The sequence below is a fragment of the Kitasatospora sp. NPDC088742 genome, from assembly GCF_055584905.1.
Genome location: NZ_JBVJLD010000007.1, coordinates 19,256 through 34,328, shown reverse-complemented (window position 1 = coordinate 34,328; position 15,073 = coordinate 19,256). Strand labels below are relative to the sequence as shown.

Here is a 15,073-nt window from a genome sequence, read left to right as displayed (position 1 = left end):
GCCCCCCCCCCCCCCCCCCCCCGCGCCCCCCCCCCCCCCCCCCCCGGGGGGGGGGGGCCCCCCCCCCCCCCCCCCCCCGGCCCGTCCCACCGCAATCCCACCGGCGAGGAAACGACCCACCATGACCCACACCGACGAGGTCCTCACCCGGATCGACCTGCACAGCCCGATCCCCGAGGCGCTGGCCGCCGAGATCGAGCGCCGGCTCTTCTTCGTGTCGCCCGAGATCACCGGCTACCAGGTGACCGCGGACGGCGGCGAGGTGCGCTGCGTGACGCTGCGCTCCGAGCGGCCGCTCGCGCGGGAGGCGCTGACCGAGAAGGTCAACTCGATGGTGGACAACGACGTCCGCAAGCAGTGGGTGACCGCGCCGAAGGCCGTCTGGACCTCCCCGCACGGCCGCCCCCTCCACCAGGACGTCTTCGAACTCCTCGCCGCCACCGGTGCGGTGACCGAGGTCGGCGAGGGCCAGGTCGCCCTCGGCGAGCCGCTGATCTCGCTGTTCTCCTTCTTCGACCGGGCGGTCTGCGAGCTGCTGGCCGAGGACCACGAGGTCCGGGAGTACCAGTACCCGACCCTGATCAGCACCAAGGCGCTGGAGACGGCGGGCTACTTCAAGTCCTTCCCGCAGCACCTGATGTTCGTCACCCGGCTCCGCAACGACCTCGACGTCTACCGCGGCTTCCAGCAGAACCAGGCCGTCACCGGCATCGACCCCTCGGTGCTCGACTCCTGCGGCAACGTGGACTACTGCCTGCCGCCGACGATGTGCTACCACACCTTCCACCAGTACAGCCGCCGCACCCTGGAGGGCGACCGGCTGCACGTGGTCACCTCGCGCGGCAAGTCCTTCCGCTACGAGGCCGCCTACGCGACCGGCCTGGAGCGGCTCTGGGACTTCACCATCCGCGAGATGGTCTTCATGGGCGCCCGGGAGGACGTGCTGGACTCCCGCGAACGCTTCATGCGCAAGGTCTTCGCCTTCGTCGAGGAGCTCGGCCTGAGCGGCCGGTGCGAGGTGGGCAACGACCCGTTCTTCTGCGGCACCGACACCTCCGAACGCATCTGGTCCCAGCGGCTGTTGGAGCTCAAGTACGAGCTCCGGCTGGACGTCGGCCCCGGGCGGGACATCGCCGTCGGCTCCTTCAACTTCCACGACGACCTGTTCGGCAAGGTCTTCGGCATCGACCACGGCACCGAGGGCCCGACCCGCAGCGGCTGCGTCGGCTTCGGCCTGGAGCGGCTGGTCTACGCCTTCCTCTGCCAGTACGGCCTCGACACCGCCGCCTGGCCCGAGCGGGTCCGCACCGCGGTCTGCGGGGGCCGGGCGTGAGCGAGCGCGAGGGCCGGGCGCCGCGGAACCACCGGGAGGAGATCCTCTGCGCGGTCTTCGCCCAGGTGCTCGGCATCGACCACGTCACCATCGACGACTCCTTCTTCGACCTGGGCGGCCACTCCCTGCTGGCCACCCGGCTGACCGGCCGGATCCGGGCCGCCCTGGACCTGGAGGTCCCGGTCCGGACGGTCTTCGAGGCGCCGACCGTGGCCCGGCTCGCCGCGCACCTGGAGGAGGGCTCCGGCAGCCGGCGCCCCGCGCTGCGCCGGCTGGAGCGCCCGGAGGATGTCCCGCTCTCGCAGACCCAGCGCCGGCTCTGGTTCCTCAACCGCCTGCACGGCGCGGCCGGGCACTACAACATGCCGATGGCCCACCGCCTGCGCGGCGCCCTGGACCTGCCCGCCCTGCGGACGGCCCTGGGTGACCTGGCCGCCCGGCACGAGAGCCTGCGCACCGCCTACCCCGACTGGGACGGCCGGCCCCAACAGGTGGTGCTGGAGCCGGAGGAGGCCCCGGTCGACCTTCCGGTCGACGCCGTCACCGAGGCGCAGCTGCCCGGGGCGCTGAGCGCCGCCGCCGGCTACCCCTTCGACCTGACCGCCGAGACGCCGCTGCGGGCCCAGCTGTTCCGGCTGGCCCCGCAGGAGCACGTCCTGCTGCTGACCGTCCACCACATCGCGTGCGACGGCTGGTCGCTGCTCCCGCTCCAGGCCGACCTGGCCGCCGCGTACAGCGCCCGCCACCTCGGCCTGGAGCCCTCCTGGAGCGAACTCCCGGTCCAGTACGTCGACTACACCCTCTGGCAGGACGAGCTGCTGGGCGACCCGGAGGACCCGGACAGCCTGGTCAACCGTCAGCTCGCCTTCTGGCGCGGCGAGTTGGCCGGCATGCCGGACCGGCTGCGGCTGGACGTGGCCGCCCCGCGTCCGGAGACCCCCTCCCACCGCGGCCGGCGGGCCCCCTTCCGGATCACCCCGGAGACCCACCGGGCGCTGCACCGACTGGCCCGGGAGAGCGGCGCCTCGGTCTTCATGGTGGTGCAGGCCGCCCTCGCGGCCCTGCTCACCCGGCGCGGGGCCGGCACCGACATCGCCATCGGCATCCCCACCGCCGGGCGCGGCGACGAGGGCCTCGACGACCTGGTCGGATTCTTCGTCAACACCCTGGTGCTGCGCACCAGGACGGACGGCGACCCGACCTTCCGGGAGCTGCTGGTACGGGTCCGCGGCACGGACCTGGCGGCCTTCGCCCACCAGGACGTCCCGTTCGACCACCTGGTCCAGGCCCTCAACCCGCCGCGCTCGCCCGCCTGGCACCCGCTCATCCAGGTGATGCTCGCCTTCCAGAACAACGCCGGCACCGACCTGCGCCTGCCCGGGCTGGAGGTCGGGGCCGAGCCGGTGGCCGAGGGGATCACCCGCTTCGACCTCCGCTTCGAGCTGTTCGAGGGCTTCACCGAGCAGCGCACGCCGGACGGCATCGACGGCAGTCTCACCTACGCCCTCGACCTGTTCCTCCCCGAGGACGCCGAGCGGCTGGCACGGGAGTTCACCGAGCTGCTCGACGCCGTGGCCGCCGCGCCGGGGCAGCGGCTGACCGAGCTGGGCCGCGTCCCGGCCGGGCCGGGCACCGAGCTGCCCTCCGCCGGAGGAACGGCGGCCACCGGCCAGGACGGCCCCCGGATCGCCTACGTCTGCTCGCCGTACGGCCAGCAGTGGGTCGGCATGGGGCGCACGCTCTTCCGCACCGAACCCGCGTTCCGCGCGGCCCTGGAGGAGTGCGACGCGGCGCTGCTCCCGCACACCGGCTGGTCGCTGGTGCGCGAGCTCTTCCTGGACGAGCCCGAGGCCCGGACGGGCGACGTCGGCGTCATGCAGCCCGTCGTCTTCGCCGTCCAGGTGGGCATCGCCCGCTGGCTGGAGGCGGCGGGGGTGCGGCCGGACGCCGTCGCGGGGCACAGCATCGGCGAGGTCGCCGCCTCGGTCATCGCGGGCATCCTCGACCTTCCGGACGCCGCCCGGCTGGTCCACCACTACAGCGACCAGCAGCGCCGGGTGGCCGGACCGACCGTCGGCATGGCCGTGGTGGAGCTCTCGGCCGCCGACCTCGCGGAGCACCTGCGCGGGTACGAGGGGACCGTCTCCGTCGCCGGGCGCAACGGCCCGCGCACCACCGTGCTGGCCGGGGACCGGTCCGCGCTGGAGTCGATCGTCGCCGCGCTCCAGGCCGCCGACGTGCTCTGCGCGATGGTCCGGGTGGACCTGCCGGCCCACAGCCCGGGGATCGACCCGATCCTGGCGGACCTGGAGGAGGCCATCGGCGAACTCACGCCCCGGCCCGGCCTGGTCCCGATGATCTCCTCGGTCACCGGGAAGGAGCTCGACTGGCGGGACGCCACCGCGTGGTACTTCGCCCAGAACCTCCGTCAGCCCGTCCTGCTGGCCGACGCGACCGCCGAACTCCTCACCTCCCACGACGTCCTGGTCGAGATCAGCGCCCACCCGGTGCTCGCCCCGGCCCTGTGGCAGAGCGTCGAGGAGGCCGGCGGCACCGCGACCGTCCTCACCTCCATGCGCCGCGGCCCGGACGACCGGGCGGGCCTGAACGAGCTGCTCGCCTCCCTGGAGCGCCTCGGCCTGACGGTCCGCACTCCGGAGCCGACCCCGTGATCCGTGACGACCTCCGACCGAGGAGCACCCCCGTGCCCGACAGACCCCTGCCCGACACCCCCGCCGCCGAGAGCCTGATCCGCCGGCTGTTCCAGGTCGTGGACGGCCGCAGCTGGGACGGCCTGGGCGAGGTCTTCGCCGAGGACGCCGTCTACGAACGCCCGGGCTACGAACCGCTGGTGGGCCTCGGCCGGATCAGCCGCTTCTACACCCACGAGCGGATCATCGCCTCCGGCCGGCACGCGGTGGACCACGTGACCGAGGGCCGCGAGGCCGCCGCCTGCTGGGGCCGCTTCCGCGGCGAGTCCGTCAGCGGCGCCCCGCTCGACGAGCAGTTCGCCGACACCTACGTCCTGGTCGACGGCAAGATCACCCACCGCAAGACCTTCTTCTACCGCCCGGCCATCTGACCTCGCCCCGGGCCTGACCGGTCGTCATACCGCAGGGCCGGCCGACGGGTCAGGCCGCCGCCCGGCTGCTCCGCTCCCGGCTGCTCTCCTTCGGGCCGCCGCCACCGCCTCCCCGCTTCCCCGAGCGTGCCAGCGTGCCCGCGACCACCAGCCCGGCCGTTCCGGCGAGGACGGTCTGGACGCGGTAGTCCAGGCCCGCCACCATCGCGCCGCCCAGCAGCAGGGCCAGGCCGGTCGGGGCGAACAGCAGGGTGTTGGCGGTGGCCGCCACCCGGCCCAACAGCTCGGCGGGGGTCTCGCGCTGAACCGCCGTCATGGCGACGATCAGCGCGCAGGGCAGCCCGAGCCCGATGGCCAGGTTGCCGCCCAGCACCACCGGCAGCCACGGGGTCGCCCGGGCCAGCACGCCGAGGGCGAACACCGCGAGGCCCGCCGCGGCGAAGGCGCGCTCGGGTATTCGTCGCATCAGCGGGCCGGCCGCCAGCCCGGCCACCACCGAGCCGGCTCCCTGAATCGGCATCAGCACGCCGGAGAACGCCGGGCCCCGCCCCAGCCCGCCGTCGATCAGCGCGAAGGTGGCCGAACTGCTCAGCCCCGCCAGCAGCATGGCCGCCCCGCCGGTGAGGACCAGCGGGCGCAGCACGGGGTGGTGCCACAGGAACCGCGCGCCCTCCGCCGTCTCGGCCCGCCAGCCGCGCAGCTCCGCCGGGGCGGGCCGGGCCTCGTTCACCCGCAGGCAGCGGTAGGCGGCCGCGGCCAGCAGGAAGGTGCAGGCGTCCACGACCGCCACGGCGGGGCCGCCGAAGGCGGTGAAGAGCGCGGCCCCGACCGGCGGTGCGATCAGCTTCATGCCCTCCATCGCGGTGTACATCAGGCCGTTGAAGTCGCCCCGGAGCTCCTCGGGCACCACGGCGGCGACCAGGGCGCTCTCGGCGGCGTCGGCCAGCACCACGCCGCCGCCGACCAAGGCCAGCACCGCGAACAGCAGCCAGACCTGGTCCGCCGAGCGCACCGCCAGCGGCGCGGTCATCACTACCGCGAGGCCGAGGTGGACGGCGACCAGCAGCGGGCGGCGCCGGACCCGGTCGGCCAGCGGGCCGATCAGCGGCCCGAACAGGGTGGGCAGCCAGAGGCCGAAACCGACGAACGCCGCGAGCGCGTCCGATCCGGTGAGCGTCTTGACCCAGACCCCCGCCGCCAGCGCCATGGCCGTGTCGCCGAAGCCGGAGACCACCACCCCGCCCAGGTAGAGCGCCGCATCGCGGTCGCGCAGCACAGCCGTCAGCTGTCGTCCCATCAGTTCCCCCTCGTGGTCCGGTGATCGCGCACACCCTACCCCCAATCATTTGATTGGGAGTAGAACGGATCACGGCCCGGCCCTCACACACGGTTTACTGGCCCGCATGACCGAGACCGATCCCGTCCTGCGCGCACTCGCCCATCCGCTGCGGCTGCGGATGCTGAGCCTGATGTGGCCGGGGCCGCTGTCGGCCGCCGAGCTGGCCCGCGAACTGGACGTCTCGCACGCCCTGGCCAGCCAGCACCTGCGCCGGCTCGACGGGGCCGGGCTGGTCGAGCTGGCCGAGGAGCGCGTCCGCCGCGGCGGCAAGGAGCGCCGCTACCGCACCGTCCGGGGCACCCCGCTCTCCGACCGCCGGGACGCCGACCCGCTGCTGGCCGAGACCATGGCGCTCACCCTGCGCGAACGGGCCGCCCGGCGCGCCCCGGAGGCCGAGGGCGTGACCGTCGACGCCGAACTCTGGGTCGACCCGCAGACCTGGCAGGACGTCAGGTCCCGCCTCGCCGCCCTCGCGCTCGAACTCCACGCCGCCGCCCGCCCGGCCCGGACCCCGGGCACCGAGCCGGTCGGCGTCAGCCTGATGGCCTTCCCGCTCCGCGGCGACGACTCCACCACTCGTTGAACGTTCAACGCCACGTCTGAATAGCGCCAGCTCCGCCGCACGCCCTGGCCGAGGATCGAGTCATGTCCGAGACCGGAACGGGGAGTTCGATGGAGATGACGATGAACAACGGTGTGCTGCCGCTCGACGGCAAGGTGGCCCTGGTGACCGGCGGGAGCCGGGGGATCGGCGCGGCGGTGGCGCTGCGGCTGGCCCGGGAGGGCGCGCACGTGGCGCTGACCTACCAGGACTCGGCCGAGGCGGCCGAGGAGGTGGCCGCCAAGATCGCGGCGATGGACCGCACCGCGCTGGCGGTCCGGGCCGACAGCGGCGACCCGGAGGCGGTGCGCGCGGCGGTGGCGGCGGTGGCCGACCGGTTCGGGCGGCTGGACGTGCTGGTCAACAACGCCGGCACCGGCGCCGTGGGCCCGATCGGGGAGATGACGCCGGATCAGATAGACCGGGTGCTGGCGGTGAACGTCCGGGCGCCGTACCTGTACGCCCAGGCCGCGGCCGGTCACCTGGCCGACGGCGGACGGATCGTCAGCATCGGCAGCTGCATGGCCCGGCGCGCCGCCTTCCCCGGCGGCACGCTGTACGCCACCAGCAAGGCCGCGCTCTCCGGGCTCACCAAGGCGCTGGCGCGTGAGCTCGGCCCGCGCGGGGTCACCGTCAACCTGGTCCACCCGGGCCCGGTCGACACCGACCTGAACCCGGCCGACGGCGAGTCCGCCGCGTTCCAGCACGGCTTCACCGCCCTCGGCCGCTTCGCCACCACCACCGAGGTCGCGGACGCCGTCGCGTACCTGGCCGGTGAGAGCGCCCGCTACGTCACGGGCGCCGAACTCGCCGTCGACGGCGGCTTCGCGGCCTGAGGCCGTGACCCTCGGCCCTCAGCGCTCCGCCAGCACCACCACCGCGTCCTGCGCCCCGAGCACCAGCGGAGCGCGCCGCACCGGATTGAGGAAGACCCCGTAGGAGGGCGGCTCGTGGCCGCGGTCGGCCCGCCAGTAACCGATCGCGGTCTCGTTCCGCCGGCGGGCCGCCTCGACCAGGGTGGTGAAGTCGGCGGGGTGGCCGGGGCGCAGGTAGTCGGTGGCCGGCTTGAGGTAGATCTCCGAACTCTCGGGGTCGAACAGGTCGGTGAAGACGGCGTGCAGCTTGGGGTTCTCGGCCAGCTGGGTCAGCAGCAGGGTGATCACCTTGGTGGAGACGATGAAGTCGTCGGCCTTGGTGACCTGGGCCACCTCCCGGTTCGCGTCGTCGTTCATCTCGGTGACGATGGAGTACGGGTCACCGAGGCTGTCCTCGATGTCGCGCAGGTGGAGCAGGGTCACCAGGGTCCGGTCGTCCGCCGCGTGGGGTGCCACCGTCTCGTCGGTGAGCACCACCACGTGCTGGTAGTCGCCGAGCCCGAGCGCCTCCAGCGAGGACCGCCGGGTGGGCTCGCACCGCCGGTACCCCACCGTCAGGTTGGCGAGGTCGCGGACGGTCTCCCTGGGCTCCCAGGGGGCGGCCACGTCCAGCACCGAGCCGGGCTGGACGAAGCTGTCCAGCAGTCCGATCAGCTTCGCCGACCTCGAGTTCTGACCGATCAGCAAGGTCCGGTCCGGGACCCGGAGTTGGCGCGGGGCCGAGGTGATCGCGCTCTCGGCCACGGGCGGCTTCCCGTGGCCGAGGCGGATCATCAGGTCGTCCTCGGCCACCACGATCAGCTCGTCCTCGGCCGTCAGCACCGTCCCCATCGGCGGGTTGAGCAGCACCTCACCGCCGGCGCCCCGGCACAGCCCGGCCAACGCCCCGACCTCGTAGGCGTGCAGGGCCTCGCCGTAGGTCCGGCCGGCCAGCGCGGGCTCGGCCCGCAGGTAGAACTCGTTGCCGACGAAGCTCAGCAGCTCGTTCAGCACGCTCGACAGACCGCGCTGGCGGTGTGCCTGGGCGATCAGCCGCACCGCGATGTCGTCCCCGTCGATCACCAACGCGCCCTCCCCGGCAGCCAGGCGGGCCGCCGGCAGGTTCTCCGAGTCCTGCACCGCGGCCACCAGCCCGGGGCGGGCCGCGCCCCAGGGGCGGCTGCTGAGCAGCAGCAGGATCTTCACCACGTCGATGTCGCCGTCGTCGCCGACCGGCGGCAGCACCAGGATCGACCGGGCGGTGTCGGGGCTGACCAGCTCCAACTCCCCGCGCACCAGCGGGTTTCCGGAGCGGCAGATGACCCGGGTGCGCCCGGTGTCGCCGATCCGCGAGCGGATCGCCTCCTCCATCGCCACCTTGTCCTGGTCGGCCAGCACCACCACGCAGGAGCGGCGCTCGCTCTGGTTCGCCTCCACCAGCTCCGCGATCACCGTGAAGACCTGGTCCGACCAGCCCAGCACGATGGTGTGCCCGCTCTCGATCAGCGGGGAGCGGCCCTTGCGCAACTGCCGGATCCGCTGGTCGAGTCCGGTGGTCAGCACGCCGATCAGGGCGCTGACGAGGAAGATCCCGCCGATGGTCACCACCAGCATCAGGAAGAGGAAGAACGGCCCTCCGGTGTCCCCGCCCATGGTGCCCGGGTCCAGGGTGCGCAGCAGGCTCATCCAGGCCACGCCGGACCAACCGCCGTTGCTCTCCGCGTCGGTGTCGGTGAAGAGCACCACCGAGGCGGACACCAAGGTGATCAGCAGCAGCGAGGCCAGCCCGAGCCAGCCGATCAGGGCGGGCGTGCCCCGGTCCATCGTGCCGTCGAACCAGTACCGGACCCGACCGCGAAGCCGCCTCAACACCACCGCACCCCCATCACACCGCCGTTGGCCCGAGCACGCTACCCCGGCAGGTCCAAGCTCCGTCCGGCGACCGGCCGTTCGGGCCCCGACCACCTTCCCGCCGTCACCCGCCGGGGTGGCGGGCCGCCACCACCGGGTTGACCGACGGGCCGTCCGCGGGGCACCGCCGTCGACACCACTGTAAAGATCGTTTGCCGTATGCTGCGGGGACACCGAACACACGTACCAGCCCGCACCGACGGGCCGAGGGGGACACCAGCATGATGGGACCAGCGCACTCGCTGTCGGGCGCCGCCGCCTGGCTCGGAGTGGGCGCCGCGGCGGCCCTGATGGACCAGCCGATGCCCTGGCCGGTCCTGCTCGCCGGAGCGCTGATCTGCGCCGGGGCGGCCCTCGCCCCGGACCTCGACCACAAGGCGGCGACGATATCCCGGGCCTTCGGACCGGTCTCCCGCACTCTGTGCGAGATCATCGACCGGCTCTCGTACGCCACGTACAAGGCCACCCGGAGCAAGGCCGACCCACGCCGCTCCGGCGGCCACCGCACCCTCACCCACACCTGGCCGTGGGCCCTGCTGTGCGGCGCGGGCGCGGCCGCGGCCTGCGTGTACGGCGGCCGTTGGGGCGTGCTCGCCGTGCTCTTCGTCCACATGGTGCTGGCCATCGAGGGCCTGCTGTGGCGTCATGCCCGGGTCTCCAGCGACGTGTTGGTCTGGCTGCTCGGCGCGGCCTCCGCCTGGATGCTCGCCGAGGTGCTGGACCGGCCGGGCAACGGCTCCGGCTGGCTGTTCGAGGGCGCGGGGCAGCAGTACATGTGGGTCGGACTGCCGGTCGCCCTGGGCGCGTTGGTGCACTGCCTCGGCGACGCGCTGACCGTCTCCGGCTGCCCCGTGCTGTGGCCGATCCCGATCGGGCGCAAGCGCTGGTACCCGATCGGCCCGCCGAAGGCGATCCGCTTCCGGGCCGGCAGCTGGGTCGAACTCAAGGTCCTGATGCCCGTGTTCGCCGGTCTCGGCGGCATCGGCGCACTGGCCGCCCTCGACCTGATCGGCTGACCACGGCCCGACGGCGCCAGCCCTACGGCCCCGACCCCCGGTCAGATCCCCGAAGCGGGGAGCAGCACCAGGCGGTCGGGGTCGAACGGCATCCAGCGCGGCTCCTCGCCGCGCCCCAACAGCCGTACCCGGCACCAGGACTGACCGTCCGCCGGGCGCCACCAGGCGTTGATCCGCCCGACCGCCCAGTCGCCGTCCGCGAAGTCGACCTCGACCGGCTGGTAGGCCGGTTCGACCTCCTCCTCCGGAGGCTGCCAGGCACCGTTCTGCTGACTGTCCGTCATGGTTCGCCCTCCTCGGCCCGGTTCGGAAACTCTACACAGCTGTAGATGCCCACGGAGGGACCTGACAAGCGGCGGGCCGGACACCGTGACGTCCAGGCCCGCTCTCCCGGCCGTCAGCCGACGTTGACCCCGCAGTCCAGGGCGATGCCGCGCAGGCCGGAGGCGTAGCCCTGGCCGATGGCGCGGAACTTCCACTCGGCGCCGTGCCGGTAGAGCTCGCCGAAGATCATGGCGGTCTCGGTGGAGGCGTCCTCGGTCAGGTCGTAGCGCGCGATCTCGCGGCCGTCGGCCTCGTTCACCACCCGGATGAAGGCGTTGCGGACCTGGCCGAAGCTCTGGTTCCGGCTGTCCGCGTCGTAGATGGAGACCGGGAAGACCACCTTCACCACCGCGGCCGGCACGGCCGCGAGGTCCACCTTGATCTGCTCGTCGTCGCCGTCCCCGCCACCGGTGAGGTTGTCGCCGCTGTGCTCGACCGAACCGTCCGGGCTGCGCAGGTTGTTGAAGAAGACGAAGTGCTGGTCGGTGAGCACCCGGCCCGCCGCGTCGCACAGGATCGCGCTGGCGTCCAGGTCGTGATCGGCTCCCGTCGTGGTCCGGACGTCCCAGCCCAGTCCGACGATGACCGAGGTCAGGCCGGGAGCCTCCTTCGTCAGTGAGACGTTGCCGCCCTTGGCCAGCGTGACTCCCACGTCGCCCCTCCAGGTGTGTGCCGCCCGCAGGTCGAACCACGGGCACCGTACGTACCGGTGAATCTACAACACTGTAGATCGCTCCGGCCCGGCGGCACCCCACTCCGGACCTCCCCGACCGGCCGCGCAATAATCTACGTCGCTGTAGATTCCCCCGGACAGGACAGACTCCGTGCCGCACCACCCCGTACCGGCCCCCCGGACACCCCCCGGCGAGCTGCGCCCCCGAGGCCTCGTCGACCTGCGCGCGGGCGCGGCGATCCCGCTCACCCTGACCTACCCGCCGGGCGCGGTGGTGGTCGTCTCCGGCCTGCCCGGCAGCGGCAAGAGCACCGCGCTCCACCAGTGGGCGGACGCCGCCCCGGTGGTGGACCCGCGCACCACCCACCTCGCCTGCGAGGCCCTGATGCCCGCCTGGCTCCCGTACCCGGTCTACCGCCCGTGGGCCCGCCTGCGGCACTTCCGCCGGCTGCACACCAGCGCGCGCGACGGCGCCGAACTCCTGGTCCACGACTGCGGCAGCCGCTCCTGGCTCCGCCGCCACCTGGCCCGCGTCCTCACGCCCCAGGGCCGCGAACTCCACCTGGTCATCCTCGACGTGGGCAGCGCCGAGGCCCTGGCCGGCCAGCACTCCCGGGGCCGCTCCGCCCCGCGCCGCACCTTCGCCCGGCACGACCAGGGCCTCGGACGCCTCGTCAGCGCCCTGCGCGCGCACGGCGCGGCCGCCGCCCCGGAGACCGCCTCGGTCACCCTCCTTGACCGCTCCGCCCGCGACCGCCTCCCCCGGGTCACCTTCGACCGGGCGTGACGAGGCCCCCGCAGATCGGCCGACTCCGGCCGACTCGCAGGGGCCCCAAGGGTGTTGCCGACGGGTCAGCTGACGCTGACGGCGCTCCAGGCCGCGGCCACGGCCTTGTACTCGGCACTGGTGGTGCCGCCGTACAGGTCCTTGGCGGCGTTCAGGGACGCGGTGCGCGCGCCCTTGTAGTCCGTGGTGGAGGTCATGTAGACGGTCAGCGCGCGGTACCAGATGGCGGCGACCTTCTGGTTGCCGATGCCGGTCACGGTCGAGCCGTTGCAGGTCGGGCTGTTGTAGCTGACGCCGTTGACGGTCTTGGCGCCGCTGCCCTCGCTGGCCAGGTAGAACCAGTGGTTGCCCACGCCCGAGGAGTTGTGCACGTCGAGCTGGCCGACCTTGCGGGTCCAGCAGTCGGCCGAGCGGCCGTCCAGCGAGGGCTTGTCCATCCGGCGCAGCCACGGCGGGGTGGACTGGTCGCTGAACAGGTAATCGCCCTTGTCCACCGGGTTGTTGGCGTACCACTCGACCATGGTGCCGAAGATGTCGCTGGTGGCCTCGTTGAGGCCGCCGGACTCGCCGCTGTAGCGCAGGTTGGCGGTGGCGCTGGTGACGCCGTGGGTCATCTCGTGGCCCATGGTGTCGAGGTCGACCTGCTCGGGGTCGGTGACGCCGTCACCGTCGCCGGTCATCATGCAGAAGCAGCTGTCGGACCACTGGGCGTTGTCCCACTTGGTGCCGACGTGGACGAAGACCGTCGCGCCCTTGCCGTCGTTCTTGATGCCCTGCCGGCCGAAGGTGTTCTTGTAGTAGTCGTACGTCCAGGCCGTGTTGGCGTGGGCGTCGACGGCGGCGGTGGAGCGGTCGGTGGAGAACTTCTTCCCGTCGCCCCAGACGTTGTCCGCGTCGGTGTACAGCGTGCCGGAGCTCGCGTTGATCGACGAGGAGGAGACGTTCTTGGCGTCCTTGGTGACATGACCGCGGGTCGGGTCGATCAGCGCGTAGCCGCCGCCGGTCTGCGCGGTGGTGTCGATCGAGATGTCGCCGGTGTACTCGGAGTGCCCGGTGCCCACCGCCTGGTGCTCGGCGGCGTAGGCCTCGATCTGCTCGCCGGTGTTCGCGTCGGTGACGACGATCCGCCCGGCCGGCTGGCCGTGGTCGCCCACGCCGGCGACGGTGGTGCGCCAGGCCAGCCGCGGGGTGCCCTCGGCGGCCCAGACGATCAGCTCGGGGGTGGAGGTGGCGGCCGTGATGCCCTCGGCCTGGGCGAGCGCGCCGCTGGCGCTGGCCTGCGCCGGCACGGACGGCTTGGTCGACTTGACCTTGGGGTCGTGGGCCTTGCCGCGCGAGCTGTCGAGCATCTTGCCGTGGGCGTTCTGATGCACCACCAGGTCGCCGCCGATGACCGGCAGGCCCTGGTAGGTGCGGTCGAAGCGGACGTGCTGGGTGCCGTCGGCGTCGAGGATGACGTCCTTGACGACCAGGTCCTGGCCCGCCCCGAAGCCGAAGCTTCCCGGGTCGTGGGCGACGTTGGCCTTGGCGTTGGCTATCGCGGCGTCACGGCCGGAGGCGGCGGTGGCCGCTCCGGTCTGGAAGGTGACGGCGACGAGGGCGGCGGTGACCGCGAGGGCTCCGGCCGCGAGGTGGCGGCGCTGAGAGGAGGTGGGGCTCACTCTGACTCCAGTCGGGGTAGCTGTGAAGAGCTGCGACAGAGCTTGACGGTGAGCGGCCAAAGAAGGCCATCCTTACTCGGGCATCTTGATCAATCCGTGTCCAAGAAAGACCGAAACCGTTCAAGTACCCGACCGGTCCGAGTACTTGACCCCGCCGCCGACCAGGCGGTATGGCGGCGGAACCGGTCAGCCGGTGGCACGCCGCAGGACGCCGAGCGGGTTGGCACCCGAGGTGGCCACCGGGCCGAAGCACTCCTCCGGCAACTCCTCGGTCAGCTCCGCCGCGTCCACCGCGAGCGGGCCGGGCACGGCACTAGGCGTCCACGGGCCTGCCAGTGGCGACCGCCCGCCGGACCAGCTCGGCGCTCGCCTCCTCACGTCGGTGCCGCGATCGCACGGGTGCGTCAGGCGGTGAGGACGATCTTGCCGGTGACGGTGCCGGATTCGGCCAGGCGCAGCGCCTCGGCGGCCTGGGTGAGCGGCAGGGTCGCGGCTATCCGGGCGGTGACGTCGCCACGGCGCACGGCGGCGAAGACCTCGGTGAGGTCGGCCCGCAGCCGGGCACGGAAGCGGTCCGCGCTCAGGGCCCGGCCGGCCCAGATGTTGTAGAAGTGGGCGCGGCGCCGGTTGGGCAGGGCGTTCCACAGCCAGACGCGGGCGAGGATCTTCAGGACGGGCCACTGCTTGGAGCCGGTGTCGTCACGGGTGGAGGCGCTTCCGTAGGCGACGAGGGTCCCACCGGGAGCGAGCAGGTGCCAGGAGTCGGTGACGCTCCGGCCGCCGAGATGGTCGAAGACGGCGTCCACGCCGCCGGGCGCCAGGTCCCGGACCCGGGCCGGCACGTCGCCGGCGCGGTAGTCGACCGGGACGACGTCCAACTCCCGCAGGGCGTCGTGGTGTCGAGCAGAGGCGGTGCCGATCACCTTCACCCCTGCCGCGCGGGCGAGTTGGACCAGGACGGAGCCCACGCCGCCGCTCGCGCCGTGCACCAGCACGGTCTGCCCGGCGCGCACCCGGGCCTTGCGGTGCAGCATCTGCCAGGCGGTGATCCCGTTGACCACCGCGGTCTCGGCCTCCGCCGCCGTGAGGCCGTCCGGGACCTGGACCGCGTCCCTCGCGTCGATCACCACGTGGCTGGCCCACCCGCCCACCTTCACCAGTGCGGCCACCCGCCGGCCGGCCAGGCTCGGGTCCACGCCCTGACCGGTCGTCAGGACCCTGCCCACCAGGTCGTACCCGGGCACGAACGGGAACGGCGGCTGGTCGTAGTAGCGCCCACGGCGCATCTGCTGCTCGGCGAACGACACGCCGGTCGCCTCCATGGCGATCACGACCTGCCCCGGGCCGGCCGCCGGGACGGCCCCCTGGCGGATCTGCAAGCCCTCCGGAGCCACGACACCCGGCAGGACGACCTCGACGAGCTGTGCGCTTCCCATGATCCCCACGACCCTTTCGGTAGATGCTTTCGCGTTCGTTAGAAGTTGTAACGCAT

14 protein-coding genes are annotated in these 15,073 nt (G+C 73.1%); 7 read left to right on the top strand and 7 right to left on the bottom strand.

The features are described from left to right. The first annotated feature begins 121 nt into the window (after positions 1–121). The 3 genes from ACZ6ZR_RS08780 to ACZ6ZR_RS08770 are packed head-to-tail and all read left to right on the top strand — an operon-like array spanning position 122 to position 4,415. Complete coding sequence (locus tag ACZ6ZR_RS08780) at positions 122–1,333, top strand: class-II aminoacyl-tRNA synthetase family protein (protein ID WP_465640825.1); 1,212 nt, start codon at positions 122–124, stop codon at positions 1,331–1,333. Continuing rightward, entirely contained in the window at positions 1,330–4,005 is a 2,676-nt protein-coding gene (locus tag ACZ6ZR_RS08775; protein WP_465640823.1) for a condensation domain-containing protein, read from the top strand. The genes ACZ6ZR_RS08780 and ACZ6ZR_RS08775 overlap by 4 nt, the downstream gene beginning before the upstream one ends. 32 nt (positions 4,006–4,037) lie before the next feature. Continuing rightward, complete coding sequence (locus ACZ6ZR_RS08770) at positions 4,038–4,415, top strand: nuclear transport factor 2 family protein (protein ID WP_465640821.1); 378 nt, start codon at positions 4,038–4,040, stop codon at positions 4,413–4,415. A gap of 49 nt (positions 4,416–4,464) precedes the next feature. Here ACZ6ZR_RS08770 and ACZ6ZR_RS08765 read toward each other — a convergent pair whose 3' ends face one another. Next, positions 4,465–5,712, bottom strand: a complete 1,248-nt coding sequence (locus ACZ6ZR_RS08765; protein WP_465640819.1) for an MFS transporter — start codon at positions 5,710–5,712, stop codon at positions 4,465–4,467. 106 nt (positions 5,713–5,818) lie between these two features. Between ACZ6ZR_RS08765 and ACZ6ZR_RS08760 the strand changes: the two genes are divergently transcribed. Together ACZ6ZR_RS08760 and ACZ6ZR_RS08755 are read left to right on the top strand one after the other, a co-directional pair. Further along, positions 5,819–6,337 (top strand): ArsR/SmtB family transcription factor, encoded by a 519-nt coding sequence (locus ACZ6ZR_RS08760; RefSeq protein ID WP_465640817.1) that lies wholly within the window; start codon positions 5,819–5,821, stop codon positions 6,335–6,337. A 62-nt stretch (positions 6,338–6,399) separates the two neighbouring features. Next, a complete protein-coding gene (locus tag ACZ6ZR_RS08755; protein WP_465640815.1) occupies positions 6,400–7,191 on the top strand; it encodes an SDR family NAD(P)-dependent oxidoreductase in 792 nt (263 codons plus the stop codon). An 18-nt stretch (positions 7,192–7,209) separates the two neighbouring features. Here ACZ6ZR_RS08755 and ACZ6ZR_RS08750 read toward each other — a convergent pair whose 3' ends face one another. Next, positions 7,210–9,078 (bottom strand): CASTOR/POLLUX-related putative ion channel, encoded by a 1,869-nt coding sequence (locus ACZ6ZR_RS08750; protein ID WP_465640813.1) that lies wholly within the window; start codon positions 9,076–9,078, stop codon positions 7,210–7,212. A gap of 263 nt (positions 9,079–9,341) precedes the next feature. Here ACZ6ZR_RS08750 and ACZ6ZR_RS08745 point away from each other — a divergent pair, with 263 nt between their 5' ends. Next, a complete protein-coding gene (locus tag ACZ6ZR_RS08745; RefSeq protein ID WP_465640811.1) occupies positions 9,342–10,136 on the top strand; it encodes a metal-dependent hydrolase in 795 nt (264 codons plus the stop codon). Between the two features lie 41 nt (positions 10,137–10,177). Here ACZ6ZR_RS08745 and ACZ6ZR_RS08740 read toward each other — a convergent pair whose 3' ends face one another. Next, positions 10,178–10,420 (bottom strand): hypothetical protein, encoded by a 243-nt coding sequence (locus ACZ6ZR_RS08740; RefSeq protein ID WP_465640809.1) that lies wholly within the window; start codon positions 10,418–10,420, stop codon positions 10,178–10,180. Between the two features lie 113 nt (positions 10,421–10,533). Beyond that, positions 10,534–11,112, bottom strand: a complete 579-nt coding sequence (locus ACZ6ZR_RS08735) for a TerD family protein (protein WP_465640807.1) — start codon at positions 11,110–11,112, stop codon at positions 10,534–10,536. A 172-nt stretch (positions 11,113–11,284) separates the two neighbouring features. Between ACZ6ZR_RS08735 and ACZ6ZR_RS08730 the strand changes: the two genes are divergently transcribed. Continuing rightward, positions 11,285–11,920, top strand: a complete 636-nt coding sequence (locus ACZ6ZR_RS08730) for an AAA family ATPase (protein ID WP_465640805.1) — start codon at positions 11,285–11,287, stop codon at positions 11,918–11,920. A gap of 65 nt (positions 11,921–11,985) precedes the next feature. Here the strand turns inward: ACZ6ZR_RS08730 and ACZ6ZR_RS08725 are convergent, their stop codons facing one another. From ACZ6ZR_RS08725 to ACZ6ZR_RS08715, 3 genes are all read right to left on the bottom strand, one after another. Further along, entirely contained in the window at positions 11,986–13,581 is a 1,596-nt protein-coding gene (locus ACZ6ZR_RS08725) for a M4 family metallopeptidase (RefSeq protein WP_465640803.1), read from the bottom strand. A 186-nt stretch (positions 13,582–13,767) separates the two neighbouring features. After that, positions 13,768–13,890 (bottom strand): hypothetical protein, encoded by a 123-nt coding sequence (locus ACZ6ZR_RS08720; protein ID WP_465640802.1) that lies wholly within the window; start codon positions 13,888–13,890, stop codon positions 13,768–13,770. Positions 13,891–13,985: 95 nt separating this feature from the next. Continuing rightward, a complete protein-coding gene (locus tag ACZ6ZR_RS08715) occupies positions 13,986–15,017 on the bottom strand; it encodes a medium chain dehydrogenase/reductase family protein (RefSeq protein ID WP_465640800.1) in 1,032 nt (343 codons plus the stop codon). Positions 15,018–15,073 lie beyond the last annotated feature (56 nt).

What these genes read in the sequence shown, in the direction of transcription:
- ACZ6ZR_RS08715 (WP_465640800.1), bottom strand. Translation starts at nt 15,017, where the DNA reads ATGGGAAGCGCACAGCTCGTCGAGGTCGTCCTGCCGGGTGTCGTGGCT.
- ACZ6ZR_RS08740 (WP_465640809.1), bottom strand. Translation starts at nt 10,420, where the DNA reads ATGACGGACAGTCAGCAGAACGGTGCCTGGCAGCCTCCGGAGGAGGAG.
- ACZ6ZR_RS08765 (WP_465640819.1), bottom strand. Translation starts at nt 5,712, where the DNA reads ATGGGACGACAGCTGACGGCTGTGCTGCGCGACCGCGATGCGGCGCTC.
- ACZ6ZR_RS08760 (WP_465640817.1), top strand. Translation starts at nt 5,819, where the DNA reads ATGACCGAGACCGATCCCGTCCTGCGCGCACTCGCCCATCCGCTGCGG.
- ACZ6ZR_RS08780 (WP_465640825.1), top strand. Translation starts at nt 122, where the DNA reads ATGACCCACACCGACGAGGTCCTCACCCGGATCGACCTGCACAGCCCG.
- ACZ6ZR_RS08745 (WP_465640811.1), top strand. Translation starts at nt 9,342, where the DNA reads ATGATGGGACCAGCGCACTCGCTGTCGGGCGCCGCCGCCTGGCTCGGA.
- ACZ6ZR_RS08755 (WP_465640815.1), top strand. Translation starts at nt 6,400, where the DNA reads ATGTCCGAGACCGGAACGGGGAGTTCGATGGAGATGACGATGAACAAC.